This window comes from Fructobacillus pseudoficulneus, assembly GCF_900108455.1.
In the GTDB taxonomy this organism is placed as follows: Bacteria; Bacillota; Bacilli; order Lactobacillales; family Lactobacillaceae; genus Fructobacillus; species Fructobacillus pseudoficulneus.
This window is the reverse complement of record NZ_FNWS01000006.1, coordinates 66,079-79,622: the sequence shown is the minus strand read 5'-3', so window position 1 is coordinate 79,622 and position 13,544 is coordinate 66,079. Positions and strand designations below refer to the sequence as shown.

Sequence of the window (13,544 nt, the reverse complement as noted above, 5' to 3'; positions counted from 1 at the left end):
TAGCAATGAAATTAATATTATTCGGAGACATGTTATTTTCGAGTAGAAATTTAGCAAAACGCCTCGATCAACAGTTAGTCAATAAAATTAGCTCTGCAGATGCCAGTTTTGCCAATGCGGAATTTACGACCCCAGAGGCAGATAAAACGGTGGCTGCAGGTCGCGGTTATGTGACAGCAGTTCGACCAGAAGCATTAAAAGAACTGGAAAATTTGCAGGTTAATCTTGTCTCCTTTGCTAATAACCACAGTGGTGATTTTGGCATAGCAGGCATGAAGGACACATTAGCCGCCGCCAAAAAACACAATTTAATTGCTTCTGGATTAGCCCCATCACTTGATGAAGCCAGGTTAGCCCAGTTTTATGATACAGAATCAGAGAGGGTTGCCTTTATTAGTTTAACGGCAACTAGGGCAGACGTTTTTAAAGCAAGCAATGCGGGTAATGGTGTTCCTGCCCGTGTGGGGGTGAATCCCTTAAGATGGCATGAAGTCTATCAAGTTAATGAAGATGAGTTCGATCAAATCAAACAAATTTCGAATCATTTAGGATTAACAGCCAGTAATGCTCAGGGAAGAGTTGTGGAAGGTTGGTCAGAATTAACAAGTGACCAGTTCCAATTTGGCTCATTGTTTGAAAAAAATTTGCTCTTCAAACGGGGACAAGAAACGAAATTTAAAACCGAAGCCAATCAAGAAGACATAGAAAATTTGCAAAAAAGTATTGAGGACGCGAAAAAACGTAGCGACTTTGTCTTTGTGGATGTGCATACGCATGAGGGGGTAGACGGGAATTGGTACGCCGATGAACCTGCCGATTTCTTCGTTGATGCAGCTCACAAAGCAATTGATGCAGGGGCCAATATAGTCATTGGCCATGGCGCACATTTTATGCGCGGAGCAGAAGAGTATAAAGGAAAGCTGATTTTCTATAATTTGGGTAGCTTAATAATGGAATTTGAAGCTGGAAATTCCATTATCCCGCCTGAAATGTATGAAGCGTATGGTTTGCCTAGCAATTCAAAGCCATCTGATTTACATGGAAAAAGAACTTTTGATGCGGATGGTGCCTTTATTGGCTTTGGAGCAGATAGAAAATTTTCGCAAAATATTGGTGTTGAAATTAGCATTCCTAAGAATGAAGAGCCAAAAGTAAAATTGATTCCACTTGACTTAGGGTTAAACAGGGAAAACCCAGTGTTAAGGGGATTACCAAAAATTGCTGACCAGCAGGAAGCTTTGAATATCTTGAACCGATTAAATGAATTGAGCAGTGCATTTCAGACCAGTTTTGTCTTGAACGAAGAGGAAAACAGCATCGAATTGGCTACTAAGTCTCGATAAGCAGGAGGAAAAATATGACCGCCAATGCAACCAATGGTTTCTTGCACTACAAGCAAGAATGGCCAAATCAACAATTAAAGAATCCATTGCGGATCTTAGTTTGGAATTTGATGCCGACTAAGGCCAACACCGAGGAACAGTTTTTACAGCTTTTAAACCAGGTGGACCAGGATGTTGAATTGACGTTTCTCTACGCCTGTAGCCATCAGTTTAAGACGGTGCGCCGGGAAGATGTTAAAAAATGTTATGCCTGCCTGCATCAGATTGAAGATCAGACCTTCGATGGTTTGATTATCACAGGAGCGCCGGTGGAAAAGCTCGAGTTTGAAGATGTTGATTATTGGAAAGAGTTTTGCCAAATCAAAGACTGGGCCGAAAAGCATGTCGGGCAAACAATTAACGCCTGTTGGTCTGCTCAAGCCGCCCTTTATCATGACTTTGGCATTCAAAAGCGGGGCCTTAATCAAAAGTTGTTTGGAATTTTTCGGGCAAACACGATTGAAAGCAAGAGTCCTTTGACGGCCGGCCTTGAAAATTTCAAGACACCGCAGTCCCGGCATTCGGAATCGGTGATCGACGAAGCGCATTTGCCAGAGAATTTGCAAGTCTTATTAACTAGCTCAGAGGCAGGACCACTGGTTTTGCAGTCACTAGACAAAAAGCAGACCTACGTTACTGGTCATTCTGAGTATCAGACCCAGACGCTTGATCAAGAATACCGCCGTGATTTGGCCAAGCATACCATTATCCACGAACCAAAGAATTACTATCCCGATGGCTATTATGACCAGGGTGAAGAAATTGAAAATACCTGGCAGCAAAGTAGCTGTCAGCTGTATCAGAACTGGCTCAATTTAATCACAACGAAGGAGAAGATTTATGACTGAAAAAAAACTACATTTTGAAACCCTACAAGTGCACGCCGGTCAGGTAGTTGACCCTGAAACCGGCTCACGGGCGGTACCAATTTATCAGACAACATCTTACGTCTTTAAGGACGCCGAACAGGCTGCAAACCGCTTTGGTTTAACGGAGGCCGGTAACATTTATACCCGGTTGACGAATCCCACCACGGACGTCGTTGATAAGCGGGTGGCTGCTTTGGAAAATGGGACGGCCGGTGTGACTTTGGCAACTGGATCCGCTGCCATTACCGCAGCAATCTTGAACATTGCTGGCCAGGGGGATGAAATCGTTGCTGCCAGCACTTTGTATGGTGGTACTTACGACCTCTTTGCCGTCACCCTGCCAAAGTTGGGCATCACAACGACTTTCGTTGACCCGGACGACCCAGAAAACTTTGCCAAGGCAATTACCGATAAGACCAAGGCCGTTTATGTTGAAAGTATTGGAAATCCCAATATTAACCTAGTCGATTTTGAAGCAATTGGTAAGATTGCCCACGAACACCAAATTCTGTTCATTGTGGATAACACATTTGGTACGTCCTACTTAATTAAGCCGCTGGACCACGGTGCCGACATTGTGGTGCATTCCGCCACGAAGTTTATCGGTGGGCACGGGACCACGATGGGTGGCGTGATTGTCGAAAAGGGTGATTTTGATTATAAGGCGAGTGGCAAGTACCCTGGCTTTACCGAGCCGAACGCCCAGTATAACGGACTGGTCTTTGCGGATTTGGCACCGGCTGCCTTTACGACAAAGGTTCGTGCTGAAACATTGCGAGACCTTGGGGCCACGATTAGTCCATTCAACTCATTCTTGTTGCTACAGGGATTGGAATCCTTGTCACTACGAGTTGAGCGGCACGTTTCGAACGCTGAAAAGGTTGTGGATTATTTGGCCAAGCACCCAAAGGTTGCTTGGGTTAAGTATCCAAAGTTGCCGGACAGCCCTTACCATGCTTTGGCCGACAAATACTTCCCCCATGGTGTTGGCTCAATCTTTACGATTGGCCTAACTGGCGGTGAAGCGGCCGGCAAGAAGTTGATTAGCAAGTTGAACTTGTTCTCATTGCTAGCGAACGTTGCTGATGCCAAATCACTGATTATCCATCCGGCCTCAACCACTCATGCACAACTGAACGAGGAAGAATTGAAGGCGGCAGGAGTAACACCGGATTTGATTCGCATTTCAATTGGTGTGGAAAACGTTGATGATTTGATTGCGGATTTGGACCAGGCATTGGCGCAGGTTTAAAACAGAAAGGAAAAATTAATGGCAACTGACTGTACTTGGCAAAAGAAGATTGATACGATTTTGGCTCAGGCGGGCAATCGGGTGGATAACGTAACGGGATCGATTTCGATGCCGTTGTATTTCTCTACCGCTTACCGCCACGAGGGCTTGGGCAAATCGACTGGCTATGACTATTCACGGATGACGGAACCTACGCGGGATGTCCTAGAAGACGTTTTGGCACAAATGGAAAACGGGGCGAAGGCCTTTGCGGTTTCCTCGGGGATGGCTGCTATCCAGCTAGTGTTCTCGCAGTTTAAGACGGATGACCACATTGTGGTTTCAGACGACCTCTATGGTGGGTCTTTCCGCTTCTTTGATTTGCTCAAGGATCATTATCATTTGCGTTTTAGCAAATGGGATGGACAAGACTATCAGGTCCTGGACCGTCTCCTAGCAGACGATGCCAAGGCAGTTTGGATTGAAACACCGTCAAATCCAACGATGAAGGTCATTGATATCGAAAAGACTGCAGACCATGCTCACCAGGTCGGTGCGCAGCTCTTAGTCGATAACACCTTCTATACGCCGTTGATTCAGCAACCCCTCAATCTAGGTGCTGATATCGTCGTTCATTCTGCTACCAAGTATTTGTCAGGGCATAATGATATTTTAGCCGGCGTAGTTATCTGCAAAACGGAAGAAACGGCAGCAGTCATCGGCAAAAATTTGATCACTATTGGCCCAAATTTGGCACCGTTTGATTCTTGGTTGCTCTTGAGGAGTCTCAAGACGTTACCACTACGGTTAAAGAAGCAGGAAGAAAACGCACAAACACTGGTCGAACACTTTAAGCAGTCGGCATTCGTTTCGGATGTACGTTATCCCGGCCGCGGTGGCATGGTCAGCATTTATGTGGATAAAGCAGTCAATATTGATAAGTTTTTGTCAGCCTTAGAAGTAGCTTCTTTTGCAGAAAGCCTTGGTGGAACAGAAACATTGGTGACAGTGCCAGCCGTGCAAACGCATGCGGATTTGTCAGAAGAAGAGCGGCAAAAGACGGGTATTACCGCCGAATTATTGCGAATTTCTTGTGGAATCGAAAACAGCGAGGACTTGCTGCGCGACTTTAATCAGGCATTTGCCAAAGCAACAACGAAGGAAGAGGAATTGATTAATGGCTAAGGAAGTATTCTCAGATTGGACTGAGGTGATTAAGACGACCACCAAGCCTGATAAGGAAAGTGGGGCAGTTAACCCATCCATTCAAATGTCTTCGACCTTTGAGCAGCGTGACTTTGACCGCTTTGGCAAGTGGGATTATGCCCGATCGGGTAATCCAACCAGAGATGTCCTAGAAGAGTCGATTGCCAAGCTCGAACATGGCAACCGTGGTTTTGCCTTTGCGACTGGGATGGCGGCGATTTCGACGGCATTGCTCACGTTAAATCAGGGAGACCATGTCATTTTGACGAAAAACGTCTACGGTGGAACCTTTCGCTTGGTGACTGAGGTCTTGGTCAAGTATGGAATTGACTATACCTTCGTTGATTTGGGTAATGAAGAGGAGTTGCGCGCAGCTTTTCAAGATAATACGAAGGTGGTTTATATTGAAACGCCCTCGAATCCGACTTTGCAGGTGACAGACATTCGCTTAGTCGTTGAAATTGCTCATGCGCACCAGGCGCTGGTGTTCGCGGACAATACCTTTATGACCCCGGTTTTGCAAAAGCCATTGGACCTGGGTGTTGATTTAGTGGTGCACAGTGCCACCAAATTTTTGGCGGGACACAGTGACATTTTGGCCGGGCTAGTTGTCACAAAGGACGAAGAGTTAGGGAAGCAGGTTTACTTCCTGCAAAATGCCATGGGCGCCACTCTGGGAGTTTCGGATAGTTGGCTGCTACTGCGCGGGATTAAGACTTTGGCCGTTCGAATGGAAAAGGAATCTGCTAATGCACTCGAATTGGCAGAATGGTTGGAACAACAACCGCTCGTGACTAAGGTTAACTATCCAGGTCTTAAGAACGATGACAATTACCAGGTGCAAGCCAAGCAGGCTAAATCTGGTGGGGCAGTGCTTTCCTTTGATATTGGAAGCGAAGATAACGTGCGCCAGCTGATTAAAGAAGTTAAAATTCCGATTTTTTCCGTCTCTTTAGGAGCGGTGGAATCGATTATTTCTTACCCACCAAAGATGTCGCATGCTGAAATGAATCCGGTTGAGCGGCATGAGCGGGGGATTACTGATGGTCTAATCCGTTATTCGGTTGGTTTGGAAGATATTGAAGATTTGAAGGCTGATTTACAACAAGCCTTTGACAAAATTAAATAAGCGATGGTAGTTAAAATGGCTTGTCGCAGGCAGCTCACGAAGTGAAGATAGCTCAGACCATTTTTGCCGCTAACAAAAAAGAAGTTTTGTCCCGTTAAAATTTAATAGCTGCAAAAGAAAAAGCCCCTGCTGATTGAATCAGCGGGGGCTTTTATAAGCAGAGTTTATATTGAGTGTCTTAATTTTTATTCGGCAGTTGTTTCTGAAACAACAATTGTTGACTTCTTACCAAGGGCGAAGAGAATCATACCAACAACGATGTATGAAAGCAAAACAGTCATTGGCAAGGCGATGGCATTACCGTTAAAGAAGGCGATGTCACGCAAGAGTGATCCAGTTGCACCAGGTGGGAGAAGCTGTCCGAAGAAGCCCCAACCCTTTGGCAACATTTCAGGAGCTGATGAAAGTCCTGACAGTGGGTTTCCAAGCAAGATCAACATGATAGCGGCGATAATCAAACCACCGTTACCCATGACTTCCAAGATACCAAGAACGAAGTATGCTGTGGCAGCAATTCCGACCATGGCACCAAGTGAAGTCAACCAGTAGTTACCATCAAATGTTCCAACACCGAATTGGATAACACCAACTAGTCCAAGTCCACCGACAACGGCGAAGGCTAATGCAGCAAAGAACTTTTGCTTCTTACCCTTAATTACGTTAGCGATGGCAACGGCGCCAATCCAACCGCCAAGGGCGATTGGCAAGGCACCAGCGGCCAAACCAGTTCCCTTAGGGTCATCCTTAGGGAAGGCGCGTAATTCAACGACCTTCAAAGTCTTTGCATCAACAGCGGCTGACTTAGCGTTCAAAGCCTTCAAGGCGTTGATGTCTTGAGTTTGGGCCATCATTGGTGCTAATTGTGCCTTAGCGGCTGCCTTTTGTTGGGTAACCACACCTTGACCAATTTGGTTCAAGCCTTGAGCAACAGCGGCAGAAGCAGCAGTTGCTTGGTAAAGGCTCAAATCACCAGTTGCTGATAATTCAAAGGCGCCGTAAATCTTACGCTCCTTAACAGCTGACTTAACGTCGGCAACGTTATCATAGTGCTTCACCTTGAAGCCCTTGTCTGATAATGGCTTAGCCAACTTGTCATAAGTAGCATCGTTGGGGGCTACCACACCAATTGGCACATTGTTAATGCCCGACTTAACGGCTGGCAATGAGAAGGCAGTCATCATGATTCCAAGAACGACTGTCAAACCAACTGCCAAGCCTAAGATAAACTTGTATGATGATTTCATCGGTACTTCCTCTTTTCTTGTACTGTGATTAGTATAATTAAACTGTTTGAGCATTAAAACCAACCAGTGTCGCTTAAAAGTTGGATAAGTGAATATTTAGCCACTTATCCAACAAAAAGATCCCCTTTGATGGGGATCTTTTTCTTTGATTTAAGCTTGAGCATGAATAACTTTGGTTAACATTGGTGGTACGACACGAATAATAATCCGCGTAAATTCCTCTGTTGACTCTTCATAGTCGGACCGAATCCAAGTAATAATCATGTTGGTAACGGTTCCGGTTAAAATGTTCAAAGCGTATTTAGACGGAATTGCTAATTTGACTCCGTCGGTTGTATTAAAGAATTCCTTCTTAGCCCGTTCAACCATGCGATTTTCAAAGGAGTGCTCAGCATGCTTGGAAAGCATCAATGAGGCTAATTCTCGGTTTTGATAGAGCTTTTGTACCAAATAAGCGGCGCGATGTTTGAAAATGTCCGATTTATCAAAGGAGTCAATTGCCATATCGGGTAGGGCACCAATTGTATCGTTTAACAAATCAACTTGGATTGTCTCCATCAAGTCGTCTTTATCCAAAAAGTGAGCATAAAAAGTCGACCGGTTAATCTCGGCGTTCAAAATAATTTCTTGAACGGAAATTTTATGGAAATCTTTTTTCTTTAATAGTTCTAGAAAAGTTTGGCGGATGGCGTCATCGGCTTTTGTATAGCGTGCGTCAGTTTTCATAGTCTTAGATTAATTTTTTTTATAAAATTCGTTAGCAAAGAGTCCCATCATTAGTGAATCATGGTAGCAACCCTCGGCGTAAAAGTGTTGTTTGAGTCGGCCTTCTTCTTGGAAACCAAGTTTTTTATAGATGTCAAGGCGGCAGGGTTCTGGACATCAACAAAAAGATAAATCTTGTGCAAGTTCAAAACCGAAAAACCATATTCGATGCCGGCATGCATTCCTTCTTGGGCTAAACCGCGGCCCTGGAACTTAGTATCAATAATGATTTGAATTTCGCAGTGACGGTGAATGGTGTTGATATCAATCAACTCAACGACACCAGCAAATTCGTTATCGTCTTCGATGACAAAGCGGCGTTCGCTTTGATCGAGGATGTGACGATCATACAAAAGTTTCAATTCGTCCAAGGAGTTAAAGGGCTCCTCAAACCAGAGGGCCATTACGGACCGAGAATTCTTTTGCTGGTAAATATGGGGTAAGTCCTGTCTTTCAAGGGGACGGATATTCACTTTTTCTCTCCATTTTTTTGTGTTGGTAGCAATCCAGGCTACCAAAGGGAAAAGTACTTACTAATAAGATAACATAAAAAGGTGACCTTGTTTTACCAAGGTCACCTTTTATTACAATTATTGCCCCTGCTGGATTCGAACCAGCGCATAATGGCACCAGAAGCCACCGCCTTACCGCTTGGCTAAGGGGCAATTACTTGATATATATTACATGTTTTATTGATGATTTGCAAGCATTTTAAAAGAGAAAAAGTAAAATTTTCTCATTAAAAGGTATGGTTAAAAATGGTTGTTGATAAAGTATAGAAAAGAGTAAAGTTACTGACAGGGTTTGAATTATCTGCCTAGACCAATTATAATGAGCAGAGAAGGTAGGTAGACGTTTTTACTTTTACCAACGAATATCAGTAGCTAAGGAGCATTTTTAATTATGGCTATACCACGTTATATTGAAATTCATAATGAGATTCGTCAACGAATCGCTGCCGGTGAGTGGGGCACCAACAAACGCCTCCCCGCCGAACGTGATTTGGCAGAATCTTTTAATGTTTCTCGGATGACTCTTCGTCAGGCGATTCAAACCCTAGTTGATGAGGGAATTTTGGAACGCCGGGTTGGCTCGGGAACTTATGTTGCTGAAAAAAAGGTTTCTGAACGGGTCTTGGGTGTGACTTCCTTTACCGAATTGATGAAGAAGTCTGGTAAGCAAGCACAAACGGTGACGGTTTCTTATAAGGTGACCACACCATCTGTTTCAGAGTTGGAACACCTCCAACTAAAGCCAGAAGATGAAGTTTTGGTGATGGAACGGTTGCGTTTAGGTGATGATGAGCCGATTTTGCTCGAGCAGACAACTTTGCCGGTCAAGTTGGTGAACAACTTTACGCGATCAAGTTTGACTGAATCATTGTACGCAACTCTGATTGCGGCGGGAATCCAGCCGGGTCGTGCTGAGCAAACGGTGACGGCGTCGCTGGCGACTGAGCGTCAGGCCGACTTCTTGCAAATCAAGCGAGGTGACCCAATCTTGTCGGTTCGGCAAGTCTCTTATGACCAGCAGAATAAACCTTTCGAGTACGTTCGCTCCTATTACGTTGGCGAGCGCTTTGAATTTAAATTAACGCGTTAGTAAAAAAGAATGACCAACATATTGTTGGTCATTCTTTTTGTTTTTAAAAATTATTTATGGTTGTAGTGCTTAGCCAAGTAGTCACCGACCACTTGGACGATAAGGACTAGAATCAAGACCAGCAAAGTGGCCACAAAGGTGGTGTCGTTAGCGAAGCGGTTGTAACCGTAAGCAACGGCCATGTTACCCAAACCACCGGCCCCAATGGCCCCGGCCATGGCAGTCAAACCGATGAGGGAAATCATCGTTACGGTTGAAACTCGAATCAGTTCTGACCGTCCTTCGCGCAGGTAAACGCCAAAGACGATTTCGCTAAAGGAAGCTCCAACTGACTGGGCGGCTTCGACGATTCCTGAATCGACTTCAGAGAGGGCTACCTGCACCTGACGGGCGTAGAATGGGAAGACACCCAATGAGAGGGGAACCAAGGCCGCAGTGGCCCCGATTTGGGTCCCAACGATTGCCTTAGTTACTGGGGCGATGAAGGCCAGCAAAATGATAAATGGCACGGCCCGGAAAAGTGAAACAATCTTATCAAAAATCCAAAAAAGGGTCCGGTTTGGGGTGATGCCGCGAGGGCTCGTTACGACCAAGCCAAAACCAAAGATCAAGCCAAGCAGACCACCGAAGATGGCGGACCAGAAGGTCATGAAAAGTGTTTGGGTGATGGCAGTCAACCAGCCGGTATCACCGGACCAGCCTTGATAAATGACGTTTGGAAAGGTTTGTGATATCCAATTGCTCATGCTTGTTGTCCTTTCAAGATTTCAACGTGAATGCCTTGGTCAGCAAGGTTTTTCAAGGCGCTAGTTAAGCCGTCCTGTGAGCCTGACAAAATCACTAGGAGGGAACCGATTTCAGTTCCTTGGAGGATTTCGACGTTACCGTACAAGATGTTGGCAACCACTTCATACTTTTGGTACAAGGCGGTAATCAATGGTTCGTTCGTCGTATTACCAGAGTAAGTCAACCGGGCAAAGACTTGACCGGCCTGCAAATTAGCCACGGCTTCAGATTCTTCGATGGTTGCCAAAGACTTATCCTGGTTGGTAGCCGTTTCGATAAATTCCTTCGTTAAGGCAGCTTGTGGCTTGGTAAAGATGTCCAATGTTGAACCCTTTTCCAAGACAACTCCTTGCTGCATCACAGCCACTTTGTTGGCGATTTCCTTGACGGCTTCCATTTCGTGGGTGATCAACAAAATCGTCAAATGGTACTTTTCATTCAATTTCTTCAATAGTGAAAGAATTTGATTGGTCGTCTTAGGGTCCAAAGCAGAAGTTGCTTCATCTGAAATCAAGATTTCAGGGTCGTTAGCAAGGGCGCGGGCGATGGCCACACGCTGCTTTTGTCCACCAGACAACTGTGAGGGGAACTGTTCGGCGCGGTCTGAAAGTTCAACCAATTCGAGCAATTCAGCTACCTTGGCCTTCTTTTCGTTGGCTTTTAGGGGGCTGTGTTGCAAGGCAAAGGCAACGTTTTCAGCAACAGTCCGTTCATTCAGTAAGTTAAAGTGTTGGAAGATCATTCCAATCTTACGGCGGCGGTTACGAAGTTCGTTGGCCTTAATTTGTACGCCGTCCTTACCCTTGCTACCGTCATAAAAAGTTTCGCCATTGACAATCACTTGGCCGGCAGTTGGTACTTGGAGAAGGTTGACGACACGGACTAAGGTTGACTTTCCGGCACCGGAATAACCAACAATTCCGTAGATATCACCCTTGTTGACATCAATCGAAACGTCTTTAACGGCTTCGATGGTCTTTTTCTTTTGCGTGAAGGTCACGTCAATATTTTTTAAAGAAATAATAGGATTGCTCATAGATAAATTCTGGTGCTTGCGCACTTTCCTTTCTGTCTGCTGCTACTAATTAGCATAGCTACCAATGATTAGTTTAACAAATTTGATGTTGTCTTCGTAATCGGTGAGGCGAATATTTTCATTAGGAGCGTGGTCCAAGGCACCCTGGTAACCAACGCCGAGGCTGATGATTGGGGCCTTGATGGCATTGTTGACGTAGGCCATTGGTCCAGTTCCTGGAGAAGTTGGTGAAACTACTGGTTCGCCGGGGTAAAGTTCCTTGGCTAAGTTGATAACTTTGATAATTTCAGGGTCAGACATGTCTGACCGGTAACCAGGTTGGCCGAGGGTCTTTTCGACAATTAAGTCGCCAAAGCCCTGGTCGGCCAGGTAGTCCTTGATTTGCTGTAAGGTCTTGTCCGGATCCATACCGGGCACCAACCGGGCTTCCAGTTTCGCGTGGGCTTCGGCTGGTAAGACGGTTTTGACACCGGCTTCTTCGTAACCAGCAGAAATTCCTTCGATGTTGATGCTTGGTTCGAAGTAGAGGGCTTCCTTCCAGTCGACGCCGCGCTTGTCACTTAACAGTGGGGCAGTGATTTGGTAACCCTTGATGAAGTCTTCCTTAGTGCCAGGTAGGGCATTGACCAAATCTTTTTCGCGCTGATTTGGCACGACGACATCATCGTAGAAGCCGGGCACTTGAATTTTACCGGTCTTAGGGTCAAAGAGGGTTGCCAAACCTTGGCTGAGTCGCCAAGCGGCAGAATCGGCCACAACGGCTAATGATGAGTGGAGGTCAATCTTACCAGTCTTAGCAGTCACATCAAAGGTAACGATTCCCTTGGTTCCACCACCGAGCTCAATTTGGCCTTGGTCATCTTTATTACCGGACTCCCAGATAATCAAGTCAGCCTTCAATTCGGGGTGCTTGGCTAGGTAGTCATCCAAATGCTGTGAAGCGGTTTCTTCTGAACCTTCGAAAAGGAAGGTGATATTGACTGGCAGCTTACCTTGGTTTTCGTCGAGGTATTCGGCCAAAGCCGTTAACCGAGCGGTGATGTTTCCTTTATCATCATCCACGCCACGACCAATCAGGTGACCGTCCTTTTCAGTCAAAGTCCAGGGGTCTTGTTCCCAGAGGTCAAATGGTTCGGCTGGCTGAACATCATAGTGGTTATAGATGATCAGGTTCTTAGCATCGGCTTGGTCGCTATCAAATTGGCCGATGACCAATGGGGCAAAATAGCTGTCATCAATGGTAACTTTGCCACCTAACTTTGTCAGGGCGTTACCGAGGACTTGAGCTGTTTCTGGTAGGCTGTCATGTTTAGCCGAAACACTAGGCAGGGCAATTAGTTCGTTTAAAAGGTCAAGATATTCTTCTTTACGGTTAGTCATAGGGGATGGTTCCTTTCAATTTTTTAATATGTACGCGGGGAAGGAATCCCCGCATGGTTGTTACTTCTTGTAGTCCCAAACAGTAACTTCAGCGTCACCGTAGTACTTCTTAACCAAATCCTTGGTCTTTTGTGTTTGCAATGACTTCACAACGTCCTTGTAGGCCTTCTTGTCCTTATCGGACTTGTTAGCGGCGATGAAGTTAAAGAATTGCGTTGTATTCTTGTTCAAACCTTCAACGTAAATAGCTGAATCAAAGTTCAGACCAGCTGATTGAGCGAAGTTGGTGTTCACAACGCCACCAGCAAACTTAGGATTCTTCAATGAAGAAGCAGTTTGTGAAGCGTCAACTGGTACCAACTTCAAGTTCTTTGGGTTTGAAGTGATATCGTTTGGTGTTGCCTTATTTGTATCCTTGATTTTAATCAAACCGGCTTCGGCCAAAAGATGAATACCACGGTTTTCGTTGGTTACATCGTTGGCAATGGCGATTTGGCTACCTGATGGGATATCGTTCAAACTCTTGTACTTATCTGAGTACAAACGCAATGGTGTAGTCCAAGTATCACCAATTGAAACGATGTCAGTCTTGTTAGCCTTGTTCCAGTTTTCTAAGAATGGGTAGTTTTGGAAGGCGTTCAAATCAACGTCGTGGTTCGTCAAAGCCTTGTTTGGCTGTGAATAGTCTGAGAACTTAACGGTCTTTAATGTAATACCGTACTTGTCCTTGGCTGTCTTAGCGGCGGCCTTCCAGATTTCGTCATCGGCCTTGTTACCGTTCATGACCCCAATCTTAACTACCTTGTCGTCTTGGCTGCCGTGGTTAAAGAAGCTAAAGTAGCCAATTCCAACAATTGCTGCAGCGGCTACAATTCCAATAATCGTCTTTTTTGCACTCATAGTCGTTTTCTCTC

The 13,544-nt window shown here is 45.3% G+C and carries 12 protein-coding genes, 1 tRNA gene and 1 pseudogene; 6 read left to right on the top strand and 8 right to left on the bottom strand.

Features of this window, described 5'->3' with window-relative positions; translation table 11 throughout:
* Window positions 1-5 precede the first annotated feature (5 nt).
* From BLW39_RS05755 to BLW39_RS05735, 5 genes are read left to right on the top strand one after another with little or no spacing between them, the layout of a single operon-like run.
* Entirely contained in the window at window positions 6-1,343 is a 1,338-nt protein-coding gene (locus BLW39_RS05755) for a CapA family protein (RefSeq protein ID WP_059378092.1), read from the top strand.
* 14 nt (window positions 1,344-1,357) lie between these two features.
* Window positions 1,358-2,230, top strand: coding sequence for a homoserine O-acetyltransferase/O-succinyltransferase family protein (locus BLW39_RS05750; protein ID WP_059378093.1), 873 nt, complete (start codon window positions 1,358-1,360; stop codon window positions 2,228-2,230).
* Window positions 2,223-3,503, top strand: coding sequence for an O-acetylhomoserine aminocarboxypropyltransferase/cysteine synthase family protein (locus tag BLW39_RS05745; RefSeq protein WP_059378096.1), 1,281 nt, complete (start codon window positions 2,223-2,225; stop codon window positions 3,501-3,503). The genes BLW39_RS05750 and BLW39_RS05745 overlap by 8 nt, the downstream gene beginning before the upstream one ends.
* Before the next feature lie 18 nt (window positions 3,504-3,521).
* Window positions 3,522-4,667 (top strand): aminotransferase class V-fold PLP-dependent enzyme, encoded by a 1,146-nt coding sequence (locus tag BLW39_RS05740; protein WP_059378097.1) that lies wholly within the window; start codon window positions 3,522-3,524, stop codon window positions 4,665-4,667.
* Entirely contained in the window at window positions 4,660-5,817 is a 1,158-nt protein-coding gene (locus tag BLW39_RS05735) for an aminotransferase class V-fold PLP-dependent enzyme (protein ID WP_059378099.1), read from the top strand. The genes BLW39_RS05740 and BLW39_RS05735 overlap by 8 nt, the downstream gene beginning before the upstream one ends.
* Before the next feature lie 185 nt (window positions 5,818-6,002).
* On the opposite strand, the gene BLW39_RS05730 is transcribed toward BLW39_RS05735, so the two are convergent.
* From BLW39_RS05730 to BLW39_RS05715, 4 genes and pseudogenes are all read right to left on the bottom strand, one after another.
* Window positions 6,003-7,061: an ABC transporter permease gene (locus BLW39_RS05730; RefSeq protein ID WP_059378101.1), complete on the bottom strand. Its 1,059-nt coding sequence runs from the start codon at window positions 7,059-7,061 to the stop codon at window positions 6,003-6,005.
* Between the two features lie 150 nt (window positions 7,062-7,211).
* Window positions 7,212-7,787: a TetR/AcrR family transcriptional regulator gene (locus tag BLW39_RS05725; RefSeq protein ID WP_059378103.1), complete on the bottom strand. Its 576-nt coding sequence runs from the start codon at window positions 7,785-7,787 to the stop codon at window positions 7,212-7,214.
* Window positions 7,788-7,796: 9 nt separating this feature from the next.
* Window positions 7,797-8,299: pseudogene (locus BLW39_RS05720) on the bottom strand (GNAT family N-acetyltransferase).
* A gap of 120 nt (window positions 8,300-8,419) precedes the next feature.
* Window positions 8,420-8,491, bottom strand: a tRNA-Gln gene (locus BLW39_RS05715).
* 238 nt (window positions 8,492-8,729) lie between these two features.
* Here BLW39_RS05715 and BLW39_RS05710 point away from each other — a divergent pair.
* Complete coding sequence (locus tag BLW39_RS05710; RefSeq protein ID WP_059378104.1) at window positions 8,730-9,428, top strand: GntR family transcriptional regulator; 699 nt, start codon at window positions 8,730-8,732, stop codon at window positions 9,426-9,428.
* A 50-nt stretch (window positions 9,429-9,478) separates the two neighbouring features.
* Here BLW39_RS05710 and BLW39_RS05705 read toward each other — a convergent pair whose 3' ends face one another.
* Genes BLW39_RS05705 through BLW39_RS05690 form a run of 4 tightly spaced genes read right to left on the bottom strand, consistent with a single transcriptional unit; the run spans window position 9,479 to window position 13,530 of the window.
* Window positions 9,479-10,174 (bottom strand): methionine ABC transporter permease, encoded by a 696-nt coding sequence (locus tag BLW39_RS05705; RefSeq protein ID WP_059378106.1) that lies wholly within the window; start codon window positions 10,172-10,174, stop codon window positions 9,479-9,481.
* Window positions 10,171-11,250: a methionine ABC transporter ATP-binding protein gene (locus tag BLW39_RS05700; RefSeq protein ID WP_059378108.1), complete on the bottom strand. Its 1,080-nt coding sequence runs from the start codon at window positions 11,248-11,250 to the stop codon at window positions 10,171-10,173. Before BLW39_RS05700 ends, BLW39_RS05705 begins: the two co-directional genes overlap by 4 nt.
* A 45-nt stretch (window positions 11,251-11,295) precedes the next feature.
* Entirely contained in the window at window positions 11,296-12,630 is a 1,335-nt protein-coding gene (locus tag BLW39_RS05695) for a M20/M25/M40 family metallo-hydrolase (protein ID WP_059378112.1), read from the bottom strand.
* 60 nt (window positions 12,631-12,690) lie between these two features.
* Window positions 12,691-13,530 (bottom strand): MetQ/NlpA family ABC transporter substrate-binding protein, encoded by an 840-nt coding sequence (locus BLW39_RS05690; RefSeq protein ID WP_059378117.1) that lies wholly within the window; start codon window positions 13,528-13,530, stop codon window positions 12,691-12,693.
* Window positions 13,531-13,544: the final 14 nt, after the last annotated feature.

What these genes read in the sequence shown, in the direction of transcription:
- BLW39_RS05695 (WP_059378112.1), bottom strand. Translation starts at nt 12,630, where the DNA reads ATGACTAACCGTAAAGAAGAATATCTTGACCTTTTAAACGAACTAATT.
- BLW39_RS05745 (WP_059378096.1), top strand. Translation starts at nt 2,223, where the DNA reads ATGACTGAAAAAAAACTACATTTTGAAACCCTACAAGTGCACGCCGGT.
- BLW39_RS05750 (WP_059378093.1), top strand. Translation starts at nt 1,358, where the DNA reads ATGACCGCCAATGCAACCAATGGTTTCTTGCACTACAAGCAAGAATGG.
- BLW39_RS05725 (WP_059378103.1), bottom strand. Translation starts at nt 7,787, where the DNA reads ATGAAAACTGACGCACGCTATACAAAAGCCGATGACGCCATCCGCCAA.
- BLW39_RS05700 (WP_059378108.1), bottom strand. Translation starts at nt 11,250, where the DNA reads ATGAGCAATCCTATTATTTCTTTAAAAAATATTGACGTGACCTTCACG.
- BLW39_RS05730 (WP_059378101.1), bottom strand. Translation starts at nt 7,061, where the DNA reads ATGAAATCATCATACAAGTTTATCTTAGGCTTGGCAGTTGGTTTGACA.
- BLW39_RS05705 (WP_059378106.1), bottom strand. Translation starts at nt 10,174, where the DNA reads ATGAGCAATTGGATATCACAAACCTTTCCAAACGTCATTTATCAAGGC.
- BLW39_RS05710 (WP_059378104.1), top strand. Translation starts at nt 8,730, where the DNA reads ATGGCTATACCACGTTATATTGAAATTCATAATGAGATTCGTCAACGA.
- BLW39_RS05735 (WP_059378099.1), top strand. Translation starts at nt 4,660, where the DNA reads ATGGCTAAGGAAGTATTCTCAGATTGGACTGAGGTGATTAAGACGACC.
- BLW39_RS05690 (WP_059378117.1), bottom strand. Translation starts at nt 13,530, where the DNA reads ATGAGTGCAAAAAAGACGATTATTGGAATTGTAGCCGCTGCAGCAATT.
- BLW39_RS05740 (WP_059378097.1), top strand. Translation starts at nt 3,522, where the DNA reads ATGGCAACTGACTGTACTTGGCAAAAGAAGATTGATACGATTTTGGCT.
- BLW39_RS05755 (WP_059378092.1), top strand. Translation starts at nt 6, where the DNA reads ATGAAATTAATATTATTCGGAGACATGTTATTTTCGAGTAGAAATTTA.